This is a genomic window from Micromonospora sp. NPDC048905 (assembly GCF_040649655.1).
In the GTDB taxonomy this organism is placed as follows: Bacteria; Actinomycetota; Actinomycetes; order Mycobacteriales; family Micromonosporaceae; genus Micromonospora.
On record NZ_JBEZFV010000008.1, the window covers coordinates 239,340 to 258,544 of the forward strand.

18 protein-coding genes are annotated in these 19,205 nt (G+C 72.2%); 8 read left to right on the plus strand and 10 right to left on the minus strand.

Annotated elements, in window-relative coordinates; translation table 11 throughout:
* Positions 1-58: 58 nt before the first annotated feature.
* From AB0C01_RS22440 to AB0C01_RS22465, 6 genes are read right to left on the minus strand one after another with little or no spacing between them, the layout of a single operon-like run.
* On the minus strand, positions 59-1,000 hold the full coding sequence (locus AB0C01_RS22440; protein WP_357572021.1) for a sugar kinase: 942 nt from the start codon (positions 998-1,000) through the stop codon (positions 59-61).
* Positions 997-1,617 (minus strand): bifunctional 4-hydroxy-2-oxoglutarate aldolase/2-dehydro-3-deoxy-phosphogluconate aldolase, encoded by a 621-nt coding sequence (locus tag AB0C01_RS22445; RefSeq protein WP_357240780.1) that lies wholly within the window; start codon positions 1,615-1,617, stop codon positions 997-999. Before AB0C01_RS22445 ends, AB0C01_RS22440 begins: the two co-directional genes overlap by 4 nt.
* A gap of 10 nt (positions 1,618-1,627) precedes the next feature.
* Positions 1,628-2,467, minus strand: a complete 840-nt coding sequence (locus AB0C01_RS22450) for a hypothetical protein (RefSeq protein ID WP_357572022.1) — start codon at positions 2,465-2,467, stop codon at positions 1,628-1,630.
* A complete protein-coding gene (dgoD, locus tag AB0C01_RS22455) occupies positions 2,461-3,606 on the minus strand; it encodes a galactonate dehydratase (protein ID WP_357572023.1) in 1,146 nt (381 codons plus the stop codon). Before dgoD ends, AB0C01_RS22450 begins: the two co-directional genes overlap by 7 nt.
* Positions 3,603-4,313: a FadR/GntR family transcriptional regulator gene (locus AB0C01_RS22460; protein WP_357572024.1), complete on the minus strand. Its 711-nt coding sequence runs from the start codon at positions 4,311-4,313 to the stop codon at positions 3,603-3,605. Before AB0C01_RS22460 ends, dgoD begins: the two co-directional genes overlap by 4 nt.
* Before the next feature lie 35 nt (positions 4,314-4,348).
* Entirely contained in the window at positions 4,349-5,077 is a 729-nt protein-coding gene (locus AB0C01_RS22465) for an SDR family oxidoreductase (protein ID WP_357572025.1), read from the minus strand.
* Positions 5,078-5,253: 176 nt separating this feature from the next.
* On the opposite strand from AB0C01_RS22465, the gene AB0C01_RS22470 reads away from it, so the two are divergent.
* The 5 genes from AB0C01_RS22470 to AB0C01_RS22490 are packed head-to-tail and all read left to right on the plus strand — an operon-like array spanning position 5,254 to position 12,663.
* A complete protein-coding gene (locus AB0C01_RS22470) occupies positions 5,254-6,549 on the plus strand; it encodes an extracellular solute-binding protein (protein ID WP_357572026.1) in 1,296 nt (431 codons plus the stop codon).
* Position 6,550: 1 nt separating this feature from the next.
* A complete protein-coding gene (locus tag AB0C01_RS22475) occupies positions 6,551-7,468 on the plus strand; it encodes a sugar ABC transporter permease (RefSeq protein WP_357240798.1) in 918 nt (305 codons plus the stop codon).
* Positions 7,468-8,289 carry a carbohydrate ABC transporter permease gene (locus AB0C01_RS22480; RefSeq protein ID WP_357240802.1) on the plus strand — a complete coding sequence of 274 codons (822 nt, stop codon included), beginning with the start codon at positions 7,468-7,470 and terminating at the stop codon, positions 8,287-8,289. The genes AB0C01_RS22475 and AB0C01_RS22480 overlap by 1 nt, the downstream gene beginning before the upstream one ends.
* Positions 8,286-10,373 carry an alpha-galactosidase gene (locus AB0C01_RS22485; protein WP_357572027.1) on the plus strand — a complete coding sequence of 696 codons (2,088 nt, stop codon included), beginning with the start codon at positions 8,286-8,288 and terminating at the stop codon, positions 10,371-10,373. Before AB0C01_RS22480 ends, AB0C01_RS22485 begins: the two co-directional genes overlap by 4 nt.
* Positions 10,374-10,419: 46 nt before the next feature.
* On the plus strand, positions 10,420-12,663 hold the full coding sequence (locus tag AB0C01_RS22490; protein WP_357572028.1) for a glycoside hydrolase family 27 protein: 2,244 nt from the start codon (positions 10,420-10,422) through the stop codon (positions 12,661-12,663).
* Positions 12,664-12,885: 222 nt separating this feature from the next.
* Here AB0C01_RS22490 and AB0C01_RS22495 read toward each other — a convergent pair whose 3' ends face one another.
* Positions 12,886-13,365: a helix-turn-helix domain-containing protein gene (locus AB0C01_RS22495; protein ID WP_357240811.1), complete on the minus strand. Its 480-nt coding sequence runs from the start codon at positions 13,363-13,365 to the stop codon at positions 12,886-12,888.
* Between the two features lie 104 nt (positions 13,366-13,469).
* On the opposite strand from AB0C01_RS22495, the gene AB0C01_RS22500 reads away from it, so the two are divergent.
* Positions 13,470-15,014: an MFS transporter gene (locus AB0C01_RS22500; protein WP_357240814.1), complete on the plus strand. Its 1,545-nt coding sequence runs from the start codon at positions 13,470-13,472 to the stop codon at positions 15,012-15,014.
* Positions 15,015-15,057: 43 nt separating this feature from the next.
* Here the strand turns inward: AB0C01_RS22500 and AB0C01_RS22505 are convergent, their stop codons facing one another.
* Positions 15,058-15,465 (minus strand): RidA family protein, encoded by a 408-nt coding sequence (locus AB0C01_RS22505; protein WP_357572029.1) that lies wholly within the window; start codon positions 15,463-15,465, stop codon positions 15,058-15,060.
* Positions 15,462-16,352, minus strand: a complete 891-nt coding sequence (locus AB0C01_RS22510; protein WP_357572030.1) for an NAD(P)-dependent oxidoreductase — start codon at positions 16,350-16,352, stop codon at positions 15,462-15,464. Before AB0C01_RS22510 ends, AB0C01_RS22505 begins: the two co-directional genes overlap by 4 nt.
* A gap of 19 nt (positions 16,353-16,371) precedes the next feature.
* Between AB0C01_RS22510 and AB0C01_RS22515 the strand changes: the two genes are divergently transcribed.
* Entirely contained in the window at positions 16,372-17,277 is a 906-nt protein-coding gene (locus AB0C01_RS22515; protein ID WP_357572031.1) for a LysR substrate-binding domain-containing protein, read from the plus strand.
* Positions 17,278-17,311: 34 nt separating this feature from the next.
* On the opposite strand, the gene AB0C01_RS22520 is transcribed toward AB0C01_RS22515, so the two are convergent.
* Positions 17,312-18,178 (minus strand): oxidoreductase, encoded by an 867-nt coding sequence (locus AB0C01_RS22520; RefSeq protein WP_357572032.1) that lies wholly within the window; start codon positions 18,176-18,178, stop codon positions 17,312-17,314.
* A 132-nt stretch (positions 18,179-18,310) separates the two neighbouring features.
* Between AB0C01_RS22520 and AB0C01_RS22525 the strand changes: the two genes are divergently transcribed.
* On the plus strand, positions 18,311-19,192 hold the full coding sequence (locus AB0C01_RS22525; protein WP_357240831.1) for a helix-turn-helix transcriptional regulator: 882 nt from the start codon (positions 18,311-18,313) through the stop codon (positions 19,190-19,192).
* Positions 19,193-19,205 lie beyond the last annotated feature (13 nt).

Genomic DNA, 19,205 nt, shown 5'->3' on the forward strand with positions numbered 1-19,205 from the left:
GCGGCGGCCGGTCCGCGTCGGTCGTCGGTGCGCCAGCGCGCGCCGGCCGCCGCACCCGTCAGCGGACCGTACCGCCCGGGCCGTGGTCGAGCAGCGTCAGCTCGGCTCGGTCGGGCAGGCCCTCCCAGTCGCCCCGGGTGGCGACCGCGAACGCGCCGGTGGTGACCGCCCGGTCGAGTCGGGTCGGCGCGTCGGCACCGTCGAGCCAGGCGGAGAGCAGCCCGGCCACGAAGGCGTCGCCCGCGCCGACGGTGTCCACCACCGGCACCGTCCGGGCTGGACGGTGTACCCGGCCGGTGGCGCGGTGGCTGGTCGCCCCGTCGGCGCCGTGCTTGACCACGACCTCGGTCACGCCGGCCGACAGCAGCGCCGCGACCGGGTCGGACGCGTCGGTCAGCACGGCCAACTCGTCGTCGGAGGCGACCACCAGATCGATCGAGGGCAGCAGCGGGCGCAGCGCGTCGGCGGCGTCGGCGACCGACCAGAGCCGTTGCCGGTGGTTGACGTCCAGGCAGACGGTGGTGCCGGCGGCACGGGCGCGCCGCACGGCCGCCACCACCGCCTGGTACGGCTCGACGCCCAGCGCGCAGGTGATGCCGGTGACGTGCAGCAGCCGGGGCGGCGACCCCGGCGCGTCGAAGGCACGTGTCACGTCGGCCGGGCGCAGCCGGGAGCCCGCGGAACCCGCGCGGTGGTAGGTGACCCGGTTGATGTCGGCGACCCGGTTCTCGACGAGGATCAGCCCGGTGGGCGCGGTCGGGTCGATCCGGGACCAGGTCAGGTCGACACCTTCGGCGCGCAGCGTACGGCGGACCAGCTCGCCGGGCTCGTCGGCGCCGGTGACCCCGACCCAGGCGGCCCGGTGGCCGAGCCGGGCCAGCCCGATGGCCACCGTCGACTCGGCCCCGGCGACGGAGATCCCGGCGGTGCCGCCCAGCCGCAGCGGGCCGCTGCTGCGGAAGGCCGCCATCGTCTCGCCGAGCGTGAGCAGGTCGGTCACCGCTGGACCGCCGTGCGGAAGGTGTCCGCGCGCTCGCGCAGCGCCGACAGGTCGCCGCCCCGGACGGCGTCACCCAGCAACGGGGAGCCGACACCCACCGCCACCGCGCCCCGGTCGAGGTACCGTCGCGCGCCGTCCGCGTCGACCCCGCCGACCGGTACGAACGCGGTGCCGGGGAACGGATCCCGCAGCGCGCCGAGGTAGTCGGGTCCGCCGAGGGAGGCCGGGAAGAGCTTGACGGCGGTGGCCCCGGCACTGCCGGCCTGCACCACCTCGGTGGGGGTGAGCGCTCCGGCGAGCACCGGCAGCCCGAGCCGGCCGCCCTCGGCGAGGCTCGGCGCGAGCGCCGGGGTGACCAGGAAACCGGCGCCCGCGTCGGCCGCGGCGCGGGCGTCCTCGGCGCTGAGCACGGTGCCCGCGCCCAGGGCGTAGTCCGCCCCGAGGGCGGTCCGGGCGCGACGGATGATGCCCAGCGCGTCGGCACTTGTCAGGGAGACCTCGACCAGGGCGACGCCGCTCTCGGCCAGGGTGAGTACGGCGGCCAGCGCGGCAGCCGGGTCCGGGCCGCGCACGATGGCCAGCAGCCGGTGGGTACGCAGCTCGTCGAGCAGGTTCATCGCGGTGTCCTCAGTGGATGCGGTGGGCGGAGATGGTGAGTCGCCAGGTGACCTCACCGGCGGGGGGAACGACCACGGCGTCGGCGGGGCCGGCTTCGGCCAGGTCGAAGGCCGCGCCGAGCATCGGTTCGACACCGACGCTGCTGTAGGGGCCGTCGGTCGGCCAGCCGCCCAGGTTGCGCCAGAGGGCGGTGCTGCGGGGCTGGCCCGCGCACTCCAGTTCCAGCGTCAGCCGGTCGTCGCCGTCGATCACCTGGACCCGTGGGCAGTCGAGCAGTACCGCGCCGAGCGCGGTCCCGTCGTCCGGGCCGAGGGTGTCGAGCGTCAGCCCGGCGGGGGACGGCCACTCCCCGGTGAGCCACGGTGAGTCGGCGGGCCAGGTGCCCGGCGGCAGGAGCGCGGCGGCCTCCGGGTACAGCCGGGTCGGTGTGCCGGCGGGCGCGTCGAGGCGGGCCGCGGGGGACAGGTCGAGCAGGGCGTGCGCGGCCCAGACGAACCGGTGACCGGGGTCGGCGGCCAGCCGGTAGTCGGCCACCACCACGCCGCCTTCGTCGGTGATCCGGCGGCTCAGGGTGAACGTCCGCCGCTGGATCACCAGCGTGTCGGGGCCGGCCCGGCGCCAGGGCCGCGACCAGACCTCGCCGTGGTCGGGCTCGCCGCGCACGGTGGGCAGGCACTCCTCCAGCCCGCCGGCGTCAACGAACGCGTCGTCGGCGCGTACCTCGTCTCGGCCGGGGCCGGGGCCGCGCCAGAGCCACTCCCGGCCGCCACCGTGCAGGCTGGTCCACCGGCCGCCGTGCGCCACGTCGTACGCCACGCGCAGCGGCACCGGAGTCGCGCCGGTCACCATTCCGCGAACGACCCGTCGGCGTGCTGCCAGACCGGGTTGCGCCAGGTGTGCGGTGTCTGCGCGGCCTTGCGGACCGCCGCCTCGTCCACGGTGATGCCCAGGCCGGGCCGGTCGAGGCGGGCGATGTGCCCGTCCACGAACCGGAACGGTTCCGGGTCGACCAGGTAGTCCAACAACTCGGAGCCGACGTTGTAGTGGATCCCGATGCTCTGCTCCTGGATCAGGAAGTTCGGCGTCGCGAAGGCCACCTGGAGGCTGGCCGCCAGCGAGATCGGGCCGAGCGGACAGTGCGGGGCGAGCAGCGCGCCGTACGTCTCGGCCAGCGCGGCGATCCGGCGGACCTCGGAGATCCCGCCGGCGTGCGACAGGTCGGGCTGGACCACGGCGACTCCGGCCTGCAACGGGCCGAGGAACTCGGAGCGGCCGTAGAGGCGTTCGCCGGTGGCCACCGGGATCGGTGTGCTGGCGACGATGTCGCGCAGGTGGTGGGCCTGGTCGGGCAGGACCGGCTCCTCCACGAAGAACGGGCGCAGGGGAGCCAGCTCGGGCAGGATCCGGCGTACGGCGGCCAGCCCGGCCCGGCCGTGGAAGTCCAGCGCGATGTCCCGGTCGGGGCCGAGCACCTCGCGGGCGGCGGCGACCCGATTGATGATCTCGTCCACCTCGGCGGCGGTGGGGATGGGGGAGAGCCGCCCGCACGCGTTCATCTTGACGCCGGTGAGACCGGCGGCGACCTGCGCGGCGGCGGCGTCGGCCACCTCGTCGGGCTCGTCCCCGCCGATCCAGGAGTAGATCCGCACCTTCTCCCGCACCGGGCCGCCGAGGAGCGCGTGCACCGGCGCGCCGTACGCCTGCCCGGCGATGTCCCAGAGCGCCTGGTCGAGGCCGGCGACCGCGCTGGAGAGGATCGGGCCGCCCCGGTAGAAGCCGCCCTTGGTGAGCACCTGCCAGTGCTGCTCGATCCGCAGCGGGTCGGCGCCGATCAGGTATTCGGCGAGCACCTCGACGGCACTGCGTACCACTTCGGCGCGCCCCTCCACCACCGGTTCACCCCACCCGACCAGCCCGTCGTCGGTCTCCACCCGGCAGAACAACCACCGTGGCGCGACCAGGAAGGTCTCGATGCGCTCGATCTTCACTGACTGCCCCTTCGTCCCCGTGCCTTCTCGACGTCGCGGACGGCCTTGTCCAGCAACTCACGCATGGCGGTCTCGGCCGCCGTCTCGTCGCGCTCGCGTAGCGCGTCGACGACGGCACGGTGGCTGGGCACGGGGTCGTCGTGCGCGGCGCCGCCGTGCACCAGGCGGTCGCGTTCGGCGAGCCCGGTCTCCATCACCACCTCCATCCGTTCCAGCAGCTCGTTGTGCGTGGCGGTGAGCAGCGCGCGGTGGAAGGCGAGGTCGGCGGCGACGGCGGCGGCGGGATCACCGTTGGCCTCGGCCATCTCGGCCAGCGCCCGGTCGAGGGCGGCCAGGTCGTCCTCGGTCGCCCGGGTGGCGGCCAGCCGCGCGGCGGCCGGCTCGATGATCGCGCGTACCTCGTGCAGCTTTTCGAGCAGACGCTCGTCGGGGCCCTCGGCGAACTGCCAGCGGATCACGTCGCCGTCGAGCAGGTTCCAGTCGGCGCGGGGCCGGACGAAGGTGCCGCGTTTCTGCCGGGCGTCGACGATGCCCTTGGCCGAGAGGACCTTCAGCGCCTCGCGCAGGGCCGTGAGGCTGACGTCGAACTCCTCCTGAAGGGCGACGATGTTCAGGGTCGCGCCGGCGGGGATCTCACCGTTGAGGATGCGACGGGCGATCGCTTCGACGGTCTGCCCGTGGACGCCGCGGCGTGCGTACTGTGCCAATGCTCCTGGCCTTTTCGCTGGTCGGTATCGATCTCTCAGGCCGAGGCTTTCACCGCTGTCCAGCCACCGTCCACCACGAGGCTCGCGCCGGTGACGTAGGCGGCGTCCGGTGAGGCGAGGAAGGCGACGGTCGCGGCCACCTCGTCCGGGGTGCCGAAGCGTTTCGCCACCGTCTCGGCGACGCTGCGCTCGCGGTCCTCTTCGGACACATCGGCCCAGGCCGCGGTGAGGATCGGGCCGGGCAGCACGGTGTTGACCCGCACCTGTGGGCCGTACTCCACGGCGAGTTGGCGGCCGAGCGCGACCAGGCCACCCTTGGCCGCGGCGTACGCGGGGCGGCCGGGCAGCCCGACGAGCGCGTGCACCGAGGAGATCAGCACCACCGCGCCGTTACGGGTCCGCAGGTCGTCCAGGCAGGCGCGCACACCGAGGAACGCGCCGGTGAGGCTGACGCCGAGCTGCTGGTCCCAGGACTGCCGACTGGTCTCGTGGGCCGGGGCGACCCGCACGGCGTACGCGGTGCTGACCAGGATGTCGATCGGGCCGAGGCCGGCGTGTACGGCCGACACCGCAGCCGCCCAGTCGTTCTCGTCGCTGACATCGGCCACTACGGACAGTGCTCGTCCGCCGCGACCGGTCAGTTCGTCGGCCAGCGGGGTCGGATCGTGCACGTCGAGCAGCGCGACCGCCGCACCCTCGGCGGCGAGCCGCCGGGCCGTGGCGGCGCCGATCCCGCCCATAGCGCCGGTGACCAGCGCGTTCATGCCTTCAAGTCGGCGCATAAGCTGATCTACCTGCCCTCGCCCTGATCTCATCTAATCATTAATTACGAAGATATCTTGACAGCCGGCGACGTCCGATGCAACCTTCTCGACACAGCATTCACATGGACGACACACTGCGCGGTGACGCTGCGTGTCGTAGAGGAAGGGATACCTCCGTGAGCGACTTCGACCCCGGTCGCCGGCGATTCCTTGGCCATCTCGGGCTCGCTGGCCTGGGTGCCCTCGGCGCCAGCTCGTTCCTCAGCGCGTGCGCCAGCTCCGCCAGCGGACCGACGACGAGCAACGGCTCGGGCGCGGTCACCATCCAGTCCAACCTCTCCTCGCCGCAGGCCAAGGCAGCGATGGAGAAGCTGATCGAGACCTTCAACGCGCAGGGCAAGGGCACGGCCAGCCTCAACACGATTGCCTCGGAGACCTTCCGGACCCAACTGCCGACGTATCTGACCTCGGCGAACCCGCCGGACCTCTACACCTGGTACGCGGGCTCGGTCGCCAACGACTACGCCAGCAAGGACCTGCTGCTGGACGTCTCCGACGTGTGGAAGTCGCTCGGCGACTACCCCCAGTCGCTGCGCACCCTCTCCACCGACGCCAGCGGCAAGCAGGTCTTCGTGCCGATGAACAACTACTGGTGGGGCTTCTTCTACCGCAAGTCCAACTTCGCCAAGTGGGGCGTGCAGGAGCCGAAGACCTGGACCGAGTTCCTGGCGCTGTGCGAGACGTTGAAGAGCAAGGGCGTCCCGCCGATCGGCATCGGTCTCGGCGACACCCCGTGGGTGGCCTCGGCCTGGTTCGACTACCTCAACATCCGGATCAACGGCGCGCCGTTCCACCGTGAACTGCTCGCCGGCAAGCAGCGCTTCGACGACCCGAAGGTCAAGGCGGTCTTCACCCGTTGGCGCGAGGCGCTGCCCTACTTCGACCCCAAGGGCAAGGCGTACCCGTTCCAGGAGGCGACCACCGCGCTTCTGGCGGGCAAGACCGGCATGTTCCTGATCGGCACGTTCTTCGCCGACGCCGCACCCAAGGATGCCCTCGGTGACCTGGACTTCTTCCGGTTCCCGATCATCGACCCGGCGGTGCCACTGGCCGAGGAGGCCCCCACGGACGGCTTCTTCGCCAGCGCGAAGACCGCCAACCCGACCGGCACCAGGGCGCTGCTCAGCTACCTCTCCGGGGTCGAGGCCCAGGAGGCGTACGTCAAGGCCAGCTCCGGGATCGTCCTGCCGGCCAACCCGAAGGCCAAGGCGTCCGACTCGCCGCTCGTGGTCAAGGGCAAGGCGATGCTCGACGAGGCCAAGGAACTGACCCAGTTCTTCAACCGCGACTCCAGCGACGCACTCCAGCCGACCGCGGACACCGCGCTCACCAAGTTCATCGACAAGCCGGACCAGATCGACGCGATCCTGCGGGAGTGGCAGGCCGGCGCCGAGAAGGTCTTCAAGGGCTGACGTGACAGCAACGATCTCCACGACCTCGGTCACCCCCACCCGGCGGCGGCGACGATCGGCGCGACTGTCGCCGCTGCTGGTGGCGTTCGTCCTGGTGCCGTTCGCGGTCGAGAGCATCTGGGTGTTCTGGCCGGCGCTCCAAGGCTTCTGGTTCTCGCTCACCCGCTGGGACGGAATGTCGTCGCCGGCCTTCGTCGGCACCGACAACTACGTCGAGCTGGCCGGTGACGCCACCTTCCGCGGCGCGCTGATCAACACGGTGATCTGGCTGGTGCTCTTCGGCGGCCTCTCCGTGCTCGGCGGCTTCGGCATGGCGCTGGTGTTGCAGAAGGAGCGACGCGGCGTCGGCTTCTACCGGGCCGCGCTGTTCACCCCGGTCGTGTTCTCGCTGGTGGTGACCGCGCTGGTCTGGCGGGTGTTCTACCAGCCCGACGGCATCGCCGACACGATCCTGCGGGCCGTCGGGCTGGAGAGCCTGATCCGGCCCTGGCTCGCCGACCCGCAGACCGCCCTGTACGCGGTGATCCTGCCCGCGCTGTGGCGGCAGATCGGGTACGTCATGGTGCTGTTCCTGGCCGGCCTGAAGGCCATCGACCCGGCGCTGCACGAGGCGGCCCGGATGGACGGTGCCAACTCCTGGCAGCGGCTGCGACACGTCACGATTCCCCAGCTCAAGGGGGTCAACGCCGTGGTGCTGTCGGTCATCGTGATCGACTCGCTGCGCTCGTTCGACATCGTCTGGTCGCTGACCAAGGGCGGCCCGTACCACTCGTCGGAGCTGCTCAGCACCTACATGTACTCGACCGCGTTCCAGAGCCTGCGGCTGGGCTACGCCTCGGCCATCGCCGTCGTGATCTTCGTGCTCGCGCTGGCCGTCATCCTCGGCTACCTGGTCCGCGCGTTCCGGGAGGAAGCCTGATGAACAAGCTCCGTACCGGGGCCTTCCACACCGGCATGATCCTGCTCTCGCTGCTGTGGCTCGGGCCGGTGATCTGGGTCGTGGTGATGTCCACCCGGTCGTTCGACGACATCGCCGCGCACGGCGTGGGCAGCCTGCCCCGCTCGTTCACGCTGGACACCTACCGGCAGGCCTGGACCGACGGCGGTGAGTTACGCGCGTTGATCAACAGCATGCTGGTCACCGTCCCGTCGGTGGCGTTGAGTCTCGCCCTCGCGGCGATGGCCGCGTTCGCGCTGAGCCGGTTCCGGATCCCGGGCCGGCGCACGATCCTGCTGCTGATGCTCGCCGGCAACCTGCTGCCACCGCAGATCCTGCTCATCCCCGTGGCCAAGTTCAGCGAGCTGACCGGCCTGTACGACACGCTCTGGGCACTGATCGCGGTGCAGGTCGGCTTCGGGCTCGGCTTCTACACCTTCGTCCTGCACGGCTTCATGCGGGACCTGCCGGGCGAGATCCAGGAGGCGGCCACCATCGACGGCGCCGGCACGGCGCAGATCTTCACGAAGGTGATGCTGCCGCTGACCCGCCCCGCGCTGGCCGCCCTCGGCGCGTTGTCCTTCACCTGGATCTTCAACGACCTGCTCTGGGCGATCACCGTGCTACGTACCGATGACCACATGCCGGTCACCCCGGCGCTGCTGGCCCTCCAGGGGCAGTTCGTCTCGTCCTGGAACGTCATTGCCGCCGGCACGGTCATCGCGGCCGTCCCCACCGTCGCGGTGTTCCTCCGCTTCCAACGGCACTTCGTCTCCGGCCTGGCGCTCGGAGCGGTCAAGTGACCGCCGCTACCGGGCGGCGCTGGACGCTGCGCGGCACGCACACCGAGTACACCGTCACCGTGCCCGCGCACGGCCGCTGGCTGGAACTTGTCGCCTGGGGGCCGCACGGCGTCTCCGACGGGCCGTCGCCGGTCGCCTACGACGGCCCGGTGCCGTTCCTCACCGCCGGGGACGCGGCCCCCATCGAGTACGCCACCGACGCCGACCGCCCGTTCACCGGGGCCGACCTGGTGATCGAGACCGTGGACGGGCAGCGCCGGGTGGGCTTCGTGCACACCGAGGCGCGGATCGACGACGACCAGCGGGAGCTGGCCGTCGAGTTCGCCGACCCGGTCACCGGGCTGCGCGCCACCGTGCACTACCGGGTGCCCGCCGGCACCGACGTGGTGCAGCGCTGGGTCAAGCTGACCAACGACGGCACCGACGCGCTGCGGGTGGTCCGGGCCGGATCGGGCGGGTTCTGCGTACCCACGCCGCACGGCGCACTGCTCAGCCACCAGTGGGGGCAGTGGGCGCAGGAGTTCCAGCTCTCCCACGTCGAGCTGGGCCACGGAGCGTTCAGCATCGGCAGCTCCCAGGGCGTACCCGGGCATCTGCACGTGCCCTGGCTGGCCGTGCGGGACACCGCCGACCCGGCCGGCCCGGCGTGGGGGATGGGGTTGGCCTGGACCGGTTCGTGGGAGATCAGCGCCGAGCGGGACACCGGCGGCCTGACCCGGGTACGAATCGGCCGTCAGCTGGTCGACGGCCCGCTGGACCTGGACCCCGGCGAGGTGCTGACCCTGCCGGTGGTCACCGGCGCGTACAGCCCGGACGGCCTGGACGGGCTGGCCCGCGTCTGGCACACCCACCAGCGGTTGCTGGCCGCCGACCGGCTCACCCCGCGCCCGGTGCTCTACAACTCCTGGGAGGCCACCTACTTCGCCGTCGAGGCGCAGAGCCAGTTGGCGCTCGCCCGGATCGCCGCCGAGTTGGGCGTGGAGACGTTCGTGGTGGACGACGGCTGGTTCGTCGGTCGGAACGACGACACCGCCGGGCTGGGTGACTGGACACCCGACCCGGCGAAGTTCCCGGCCGGGTTCGACACGTTCATCGCCGACGTCCGGGCGCTCGGGCTGAACTTCGGGCTCTGGGTCGAGCCGGAGTGCGTCAACCCGAAGTCGACCCTCTACGCCGAGCACCCCGAGTGGGTCTACTCCGTCGACGGTCGGCCGCTCACCCCGGTGCGCAACCAGTACCTGCTCGACCTGGGTCGGCCGGAGGTCGCCGAGTTCGTCCACTCCACGGTGGACGGTCTGCTGCGCCGGTACGACATCGACTACCTGAAGTGGGACTTCAACCGCCCACGTACCGAACCGGGCCGGCCCGGTGAGGTCGGCCCGCTCGACCTGGACGGCGCGCACGTCGCCAACCTGCACCGGATCTACGAGCGACTGCGCCGGGACCACCCCGGCGTGCTGATCGAGGCGTGTGCCGGTGGCGGCGGGCGCACCGACCTGGCGATGGCCGCCCGCGCCGACGTCTTCTGGCCCAGCGACAACACCGGCCCGATGGACCGGTTGGCCATCCAGTACGGCTTCCTGCACGCCAACGCCCCGCACCTGCTCAGCTCCTGGGTCACCGACGCGCCCGGCTTGTTCGATCCGCGACCGCGAACGCTTGCCTTCCGGTTCGTCCTCGCGATGGCCGGCGTGCTCGGCGTCGGCGCGGACATCCGGGCCTGGACCCCCGCCGAGCGGGCCGAGGCCGCCGGCTGGATCGCCCGCTACAAGGAGATCCGGGACGTCGTCACGTACGGCGAGGTGCACCTGATCGGCGGCCCCGACCAGGCCCGCTGCGCGGTGCAGTACACCTCCCCGGACCAGCGCCGAATCGTCGTCCTGGCCTGGCACACCGGCCGCCTCGACGGGACCGGCCTGCTCCCGTCCCGCCCGGTCCGGTTGCCCCTGCGCGGCCTCGACCCGAAGGCCCGTTACTCGCACGGCGACCGGCACTACTCCGGCAGTCACCTGACCGCCGTCGGCCTGCCCGTGCAGTGGAGCGCGACCCACGACGCCGACCTCATCGTGCTGACCCGCGACTGAGGCCGGAGCACCACCACCCCCACCCCCGAGGGACAGGAGTACCTCCATGCGCCTGAACCGACAGCTGACCGCCGCCCTGGCCGTACTCGGCCTGGGCCTGGCCAGCCCCACACCGGCCATGGCCGGCCCCCCACAGGCCGGCCCCCCACAGGCTGGCCCCTCGCAGGCCGGCCCTCCGCAGGCTGGTCACGGTCCCGGTCGTCCCGGCCACCCGCCGGCCAGCGCCGGGGCCGAGGACCAGGGCGCGCCCACCTTCTTCGACAGTGGGCTCGCCCCGACGCCCTACCAGGGCTGGAACACCTACTTCGGCCTCGGTGGCGATCCCACCGAGGCCGAAGTCAGGTCGGTCACCGACCACATGGTCCGCAGTGGCCTGCGCGACGCCGGCTACACCTACGTCTGGATCGACGGCAACTGGGCCGCGCCCACCCCGCGTAACGAGGCCGGCCAACTCGTCGCCGACCCGGCCCGCTTCCCGGGCGGGATGGCCGCGCTTGCCGCGTACATCCACAGCTTGGGCATGAAGGCCGGCATCTACACCGACGCCGGGCCGTACCTGCCCGGGCAGTGTGGGCTGGGCAGCAACGGCCACTACCAGGCCGACATCGCCCAGTTCGCGGGCTGGGGCTTCGACGCGCTCAAGGCCGACTGGCTCTGCGGCCGGGCCGCCGGTCTCGACCCGGAGGCCACCTTCCGTGAGCTGGCCGAGGCGGTACGCCAGTCGCCGCGGCCGATGTTGCTCAACATCTGCAACCCGGTCAGCTCCGACTGGGGTGGCGGCCCGTACACCCCGGAACAGCTCTCCACCTGGAGCTACACGTACGCGCCCACCATCGCCGACTCCTGGCGGACGTACACCGACGTGGGGCTCACCGACCCGAGCCCGCAGTGGGCGTACCCGTGGGTGCTGCGCAACATGGACGTCAACGCGTACCACCCGGCGGCCACCGGACCGGGGCACTACAACGACCCGGACTACCTGCTGCCGATGCGCCCGCTGCCCGACGGCGGGTACGAGCTGAGCCTGGAGGAGTCCAAGACGCAGCTCGGCATGTGGGCCATCATGGCCGCGCCGCTGGTGATCGGCTCCGACCCGCGTGGCCTGCCGAAGGAGATGATCTCGGCGCTGACCAACCCGGAGATCGTCGCGGTCGACCAGGACCCGCTGGTCCGGCAGGGCGTCAAGGTAGCCGACACCGGCACCGACGCGCAGGTCTGGAGCAAGGTGCTCACCGGCTCCGGCAAGCGGGCCGTCGCCCTGCTGAACCGGCACGACACCGCGCAGCAGATCACCGTGAAATTCGCCGACGTCGCGCTCGGCGGGTCGGTGCGCGTCCGTGACCTGTGGACCCGTGCCGACGTGGACGCCCAGCCGAACACCCCGGGCGTGCAGCCGTTCACCGGCTCGTACACCGTCGAGGTGCCGGCGCACGGGGTGGCCATGCTCGGTCTGACCGGCACCGACCAGGTCGCCGGTGCCAACCTCGGCGGGACCGCCAGCGCCAGCCCCGCGCTGGTCCGAGTGGATGACACCCACGCCACCGCCTTCGTCCGCGACGCTTCCGGCGCACTGGCGGTCAACACCCGCACCGGTACGACGTGGGGCACGCACTGGACGTCACTCGGCGGCCCGGTCGGCGGACGGATCCTCGGCCAACCGGCCGCGTACGCCTCCACTGGCGGGCGGCTCGACGTCTTCGTCCGGGGCACCGACAACGCGGCCTGGCAGCGCACTTTCACCGCCGGGACGTGGGGACCGTGGCGCAGCCTCGGTGGCACGCTCACCGACGCGCCCACGGTGGCCTGGACCAGCCCGACCCAGTGGACCCTCGTGGCGCGCGGAGCCGACGGCAAGATCTGGTCGCGTACGCCGAGCACCGGCTGGGTCGGCGTCGGCGCGCCGGAGAACCGGCCGTTCTACGGTCGGCCGAGCGCGGTCGTCGACGACGCGGGCGTGCTGCACGTGGCGGTCCGCAGCCGTACCGACGAGGTGTGGTGGACCAGCCGGACCGGCACCACCTGGTCGGCCTGGACCAGCCTGGGCGGCACCACCAGCGGCAGCCCCACGTTGCTCGCCACGGCTGACCGGGTCTACCTGTTCTCGTTGGCCGCCGACAACCGCCTCTGGCAGCGCAACCTGAGCGATGGTGCCTGGGGCGGCTGGTTCCAACGTGGTGAGTTCGCCACCGACGCCTTCCGGGGCGCACCGGGGGCCGCCGCCGGCGCCAACGGCAGCGCCTGGCTGGCGGTACGCGGCGTGGACGACCGGGTGCACCAGATCGTCCTCTGATCACGGTGCTGCGGCCTGGTCAGGTCACGCCAATCGTGCGGTTGCTGTCGCCGAGCCAGCGTCGATCATGGAGTTGTGGTGCCTGGTTCAAGGGGTTTAATGGCGTTTGTCCCCCACCACAACTCCATGATCGACGGGGAGAGGTGGGGCGGGGCGGGGGGCGGGGGGCGGGGTGGGGCAGGGGCGGTGGGGAGAGGTGGTGGGGAGAGGTGGGGTGGGGGGTTAGTTGTGGCGGATGAGGCCTGGGCCGGGGGCGATGTCGATGTCGCCGTCCTCCACCTCGTGGCCGGCCGCGCAGCGGAGCACCGCGCGGACCGGTTGGCCGCAGTCGTGGTGGGTGGCGACGATGGACGGGCCGGCGTCGTCGGCGGCCCAGGTGTCGCCCCAGTTGCGCAGAGCGGTGATCACTGGCAGCAGTTCGTGGCCCTTGCGGGTGAGCTGGTACTCGTGGCGGGTGCGCTGACCCGGCTCCCGATAGGGGATGCGTTCGAGCAGATCGGCGGCGACCATTTCCTTGAGCCGGGCGGCCATGGCGGGTTCGCCGACGCCGACCCGGCGGACGAAGTCGTCGAAGCGGCGCGTGCCGAGTAGCGCCTCGCGCATGATCAGGACCGTCGACCTGCTGCCGACGATGTCCATCGCCCGGGCTACCGAGCAGTTCTCGCTCGACCAGGAGTCGCGATCTTCTCGGAGGTCCTCCATGCCGTCCAGCGTACCTGACTTGCGTAAAAGCTAGCCAGGTGGTTCACTTGGCCGTCGCTGGCTTATGCGGACATAAGTCAGACCGACCAGCATCGAGGACACCAGTGACCACCAACACCACGGCCCCGACCGCAGCCGCACCCGGCCCGGCCACCGCCAGGTCCGTTCGCGGTTCCCGCCCGGTGACCCTGGTCGCCATGTGCCTGGGCGCGATGATCACGTTCCTCCAGATCACCGCGACGGTCTCCGCGCTGACCACGATCCAGCAGGATCTGCGGGTCGACCCGACCACCCTGATCTGGGTTCCGAGCGCCTACACGCTGATGGTGGCGAGCGTGGTGCTGTCCGCCGCCACCCTCGGCAACCGCTACGGACGCAAGCGAATGTTCGGCGCCGGGGTCCTCGCGATGATCGTTGGCGCCGCCGTCGTGGCCGGTGCCCCGACCGTGGCCTGGGTGATCGTCGGGCAATTGGTCGCCGGCCTCGGCGGAGCCCTGATCCTGCCGAACAGCCTGGCGATCCTCGGCGCGACGTTCACCGACCCGCACCGACGTACCGAGGTCATCACCGCGTGGTCGGCGGCCTCCGGCATCGGGCTCGCGATCGGCCCACTCATCGCCGGCACGCTGCTGAAGCACCACGCGTGGCACAGCGTCTACCTGTCGACGATCGTGCTGGGCGTGGTCACCCTCGTCGCCGCCATCGGAGTGGCCGAGTCCCGGCCGAGCGCGGGCCGACTCGACGTACCCGGCCTGCTGCTCGGCACCGTCGCCATCGCCGCGGCCGTCTACGCCCTGATCCAGGGCGGCAAGGACGGCTACACCAGCCCGGTGGTGACGGTGGCCTGGATCGCCGCGGCTGCCGCACTCGTCGTGTTCGTCCTGGTCGAGCTGCGTTCCGATGCGCCGATGCTCGACCTGCGGCTGTTCCGGTCCGCGTCGTTCAGCGCCGTCATGGTCGTCGCCGCGGTGTCGCTGTTCGGCTTCACCGGCGTGGCGATCCTGCTGGTCCTCTTCCACGAACGTGTCCAGGCCCTCAGCCCGCTGGACACCGGCTGGCGGATGCTCGTGCTCTTCGGCGCCTACGTGGTCGTCGCCTTCGGCGCCGGGCGGGCGATCCGTCGTACCGGCTTCAAGGCGCCACTCACCCTCGGCCTGGTCTTCGGTGCGGCGGCGAGCTTCGGTCTGGCGGCCCAGGGTCCCACCGCGTCCTTCGGTCACCGGTGGCCGCTGTTCGCCTTGTTCGGTGCCGCGGGCGGCCTGGTGGTGGCCCCGGCGACCGCCGCCGCGCTGGCCAGCGTCGCGCCCGCACAGGCCGGGATGGCCTCCGGCGCGGTGAACGCTGCCCGACAGGTCGGCTCCGTGCTCGGCACGTCCCTGCTGGGCACGCTCTTGACCACCACGATGCTGGCCGACCTGCCCGGCCGGTTGGCCGCGCACCAGGTCGGTGAACCCACCCGTGGCGCCGTGCAGGCGGCGGTGGCCACCGGTGTCACCGGCGACCAGCCGCTGCCCGACCCGGTCCGGGCGGCGATCGCCGAAGCCATGACCTCCGGCGTCCAGGCCGGGCTACGAATCAACGGCATCGTCTTCCTCGTCACCGCCGTGCTCACCCTCGCCCTCGTCCGCAACCGGCCGCACCAGCACTGAAGCCAGCGCTGCGCCGATCACCACGACGATCAGCCGGTGGCGGTCAACCAGTGGTCACGGCCGCGGTGACCTCGACCTCCAGCACCGCGCCGTCGAGAAAGAGCCGGCTCACCTCGACGGTGGTGCTGGCGGGCCTGGTCTGCCCGAAGAAGCGGTTGCGGACGTCCGCATAGCCGGCCAGGTCGCCGAGGTCGGTCAGGAACGTCCGGACGTGCAGCACGTCGGCGAAGGTGGCGCCGTGCGCGGCGAGCAGCGCGCCGATCAACTCGAAGATCCGTTCGGACTGCGTCCGCACGTCGCCGGGTGCGACGACCGCGCCGGCGTCGTCCACCCCGACCTGGCCGGAGAGCATCAGCAGTGCGCCCCCGGGCAGGTCGAGGCGGGCGACGTGCGCGAACCGGTCGCCGAACGGCGCGGCGACGGTCGCGGGGTTGTCCAGGGTCACGTTCACGACTTCTCCTCGGCTGCGGCGGGGTCGGTGAGACGGGCGATGTCGTCCTGCGGATGGCGCGCGGCCGCCAACGCCGACGCGGCGGCGCGCAGCAGGGGCGCCGGCGCGTCGCCGAGCACGTCGAGGGCGAGCCGGGCGTCCTTCGCGGCCAGGGTGGCGGCGAACGCGGCGTCCGTGGCGGTCGCCCGGGCGACCGCGCCGCCGAGCGGCCCGGTGCCAAGTGCGTCGATCGCGGTACGTCTGTCGACGCCGACGGCGTCCGCGACGGTGAGCGCGTCCGCGACCGCGGTGACCGCGGTGACCAGCGCGGTGTTGAGCACCAGCTTCAACGCGGCGCCCCGGCCGGAGCCGCCGCAGCGACGGACGGTGCCCAACGTCCCCAGCAGCGGGGCGACCCGCTCGACGACCGCCTCCTCCCCGCCGACCAACACCACGAGTCGGCCTGTCTCGGCAGCTCCGGCGCTGCCGGCGACCGGAGCGTCGACAAGCGGTACGCCCGCCGGCAGCAGCGTGGCCAGTTCGGCCACGGCCCGGGGACCGATGGTGGACATCTCGATCACGGGGGTGCCCGGCCGCAGCGCCAGTGCCGCACCGGAGTCGACAAGCGTGTGCCGGACGGCGACCGCATCGGTGAGCATGGTGATCACCACGTCGGCGTCGCGGACCGCCTCGGCCGGGCTGCCGGCGGCTCGCGCCCCGGCGTCGACGAGCGGCGCGGTGCGGGCGGACGTGCGATTCCAGACGGTGAGCCGATGCTCGGTGGCCAGCAGCCGACGGCCGATCGCGGTGCCCATCGTGCCCGTACCCAAGAGGGCGATCTCGTTCATCTCGCCAACGCTAGGGTGCGGGAAGCCATGCCACCAGCGACTGTTCCGCATCACTGCCATGCTGCGGGAGCATGTCACGATGCAGCTGAACGCGCTCCAGGTCTTCCGTGCCGTCGCCGAGCACGGCTCCCTCACGGCTGCGGCCCGCAGCCTGCGCTACACCCAGTCGGCGGTGTCCCGACAGATCGCCGCGCTGGAAGCCGAGACCGGGTCGCCGTTGCTGGACCGGCTGCCGCGCGGCGTCGCCCTGACCGAGCAGGGCCGTTGCCTGCTCGGGCACGCCGAGGCGGTGCTCGACCGGCTGGACACCGCCCGGCGGGACCTGGCGGCGCTGCGCGACCTGTCCGCCGGCCGGCTGCGGGTCGGCGCGTTCCCCACGGCGGTCGCCGCGCTTGTGCCACGTGCTCTGGCCAGCTTCAAGTCCGCGCATCCCGAGGTGACCCTGTCGCTTGTCGAAGGGCTCACGCCGGGGCTGCTGGAGCGCCTGGTCCACGGCGACGCCGACGTCGCCGTGGTGAGTGCCGCCGCGGACCAGCCGCTCGACGCCGACCAGTTCGACCTGCACCACCTCGTCGACGAGACGCTTCTGGTGGCCGTACCCCGGACGCATCGGCTCGCGGACCGGCGGACCATCCGCCTGCGTGACCTGGCCGACGAGTCGTTCATCGCCGGCTCGGCGACCGCCGAGGAGACTCTGCTGCGAGCGACCCTACCGGCGGGCTTTCGCCCGCGGATCGACATCGTCGCGGCCGAGTGGACCGGCAAGCTGGGCTGTGTTGCGGCCGGTCTGGGCGTCGCGCTGGTGCCGGCCCTGGCCGTACGTGCCGCTCCATCCGACCTGACCCTGCTCCGCCTGCACCCCGACGACGCCTCCGTCCGGCGGATCTTCGCCGCGACCGTCGCCGGGCGGAGCCGACCACCGGCGGTACGGCGGTTCCTCACCCACCTGGACCGGGCGGCGGGCCTGAGCGAAGCGGACGGGTGACGCGGACCGCCGTGTGGCGGTCCGCATCCGGGCGTCACCCGGCGATGGCGTCGAGTTCCTCGATCGCGTCGGCCGGCAGCTTCAGATCTGCCGCCGCGAGGTTCTCCCGCAGGTGTGCCAGCGTCGAGGTGCCCGGGATCAGCACGGTGGTGGGGGAGCGCTGGAGGAGCCAGGCGAGGGCGACCTGCTGCGGCGACGACCCCACCCGGGTGGCCACGTCGTTGAGCGTGTCCGACTGCAACGGCGTGAACCCGCCGAGCGGGAAGAACGCGGCGAACGCGATGTTCTCCGCCGCGCACCTGTCCACCAGGGCGTCGTCCTGCCGGTTCGCGACGTTGTAGAGGTTCTGGACGGTGACCACCGGGGCGATGGCCTGGGCCTCGGTGAGCTGGGTGAGCGTCACATTGCTGAGCCCGAGATGCCGGATCAGCCCCTCCTGCCGCAGGTCGGCGAGGGCGCCGAACTGCTCGGAGAGGGGATCGTCGCCGGTGCCCTCCGCCACACCGACCCGCAGGTTGACCACGTCGAGCACCTCCAGGCCGAGGTGCTGGAGGTTGTCCCGGACCTGGGCCTTCAACTCGTCCGGCTCGAGGGCCGGGATCCAGGAGCGGTCGGCGCCGCGCCGCGCGCCGACCTTGGTGACCAGGTGCAGATCATCGGGGTACGGGTGCAGCGCCTCGCGGATCAGCTCGTTCACCACCACCGGGCCGTAGAAGTCGCTGGTGTCGATGTGCCGGACACCGCTGTCGACGGCCTCGCGGAGCACGGCGAGCGCCTGCTCGCGGTCGCGGGGCGGGCCGAAGACACCGGGGCCGGCCAACTGCATCGCCCCGTAGCCCATCCGGCTGAGGGTGAGGCCGTCAGCCAGGGTCAGGGACCCGCCGGGAAGGTTCTCGCTCATGTCGTCCTCTATCCGTATTCGGAGTGGGTATGCGTCGACTGTGCGCCGACAGCCGGCCGGCCGGCAGGGCGAGCTGTTCCTGGTAGTGACACAGCCAGTCACCGGGCGCTCGGGCGATCTACCGTCGGTGGCATGGACGCGACGAACCCACTCGGCGACTTTCTGCGTGCCCGTCGGGAGCAGACCCGGCCCGAGGACGTCGGGCTCGGTCCGGGCGTGGGCCTGCGCCGGGTGCCGGGGCTGCGGCGTGAGGAGGTGGCGATGCTGGCCGGCATCAGCGCCGACTACTACCTGCGGCTGGAGCAGGGTCGCGAGCGGCATCCCTCGGTGCAGGTCCTCGATGCCCTCGCCGGGGTGCTGCGGTTGGATCCGGAGGCGACCGCGTACCTGATCGGGCTGAGCCGCACGCGGTCGCGACGGGCGGTCCGACCTGCCGTCGAGCGGGTGCCGGCCAGCATCCTGCACCTGCTGCGGCAGCTCGACATGCCGGCCTTCGTGCAGAACCGCTACCTCGACATCCTGGCCTCGAACCCGATGGCGAGGGCGCTGTCGCCGAATCTCGCCCCGGGCGCGAACCGACTCCGCGCGGTGTTCCTCGACCCGGCCGAACGGGAGCTGTTCCGCGACTGGCGGCAGGCGATGCAGAGCGTGGTGGGGCAGATGCGTGCCGACTCGGGCGGAGCCACCGACGATCCCCGGTTGACGGCGCTGGTGGGGGAGTTGTCGCTCAAGAGCGACTGCTTCCGCCAGTTGTGGGCGCGGCACGAGGTGCGTCGGCGGGAGGGCGTGGTCAGCCGGCTGCATCATCCGGAGGTGGGTGACCTCGACCTGTACTGCGACAAGCTCGCGGTCGCGGGAGCCGACGGGCAGTTGTTGGTGATCTACCACGCCGAGCCGGGTACGGAGTCCGCGCGTTCCCTGGGGCTGCTCGGCTCGATCGCCGCCAGTACCCGCGACGACATCCCGGACAGCCTCCGACCCGGTGACCCGGCCCGGCTCTACCCCCTGGAGTGAGCCCGTGCCCGGC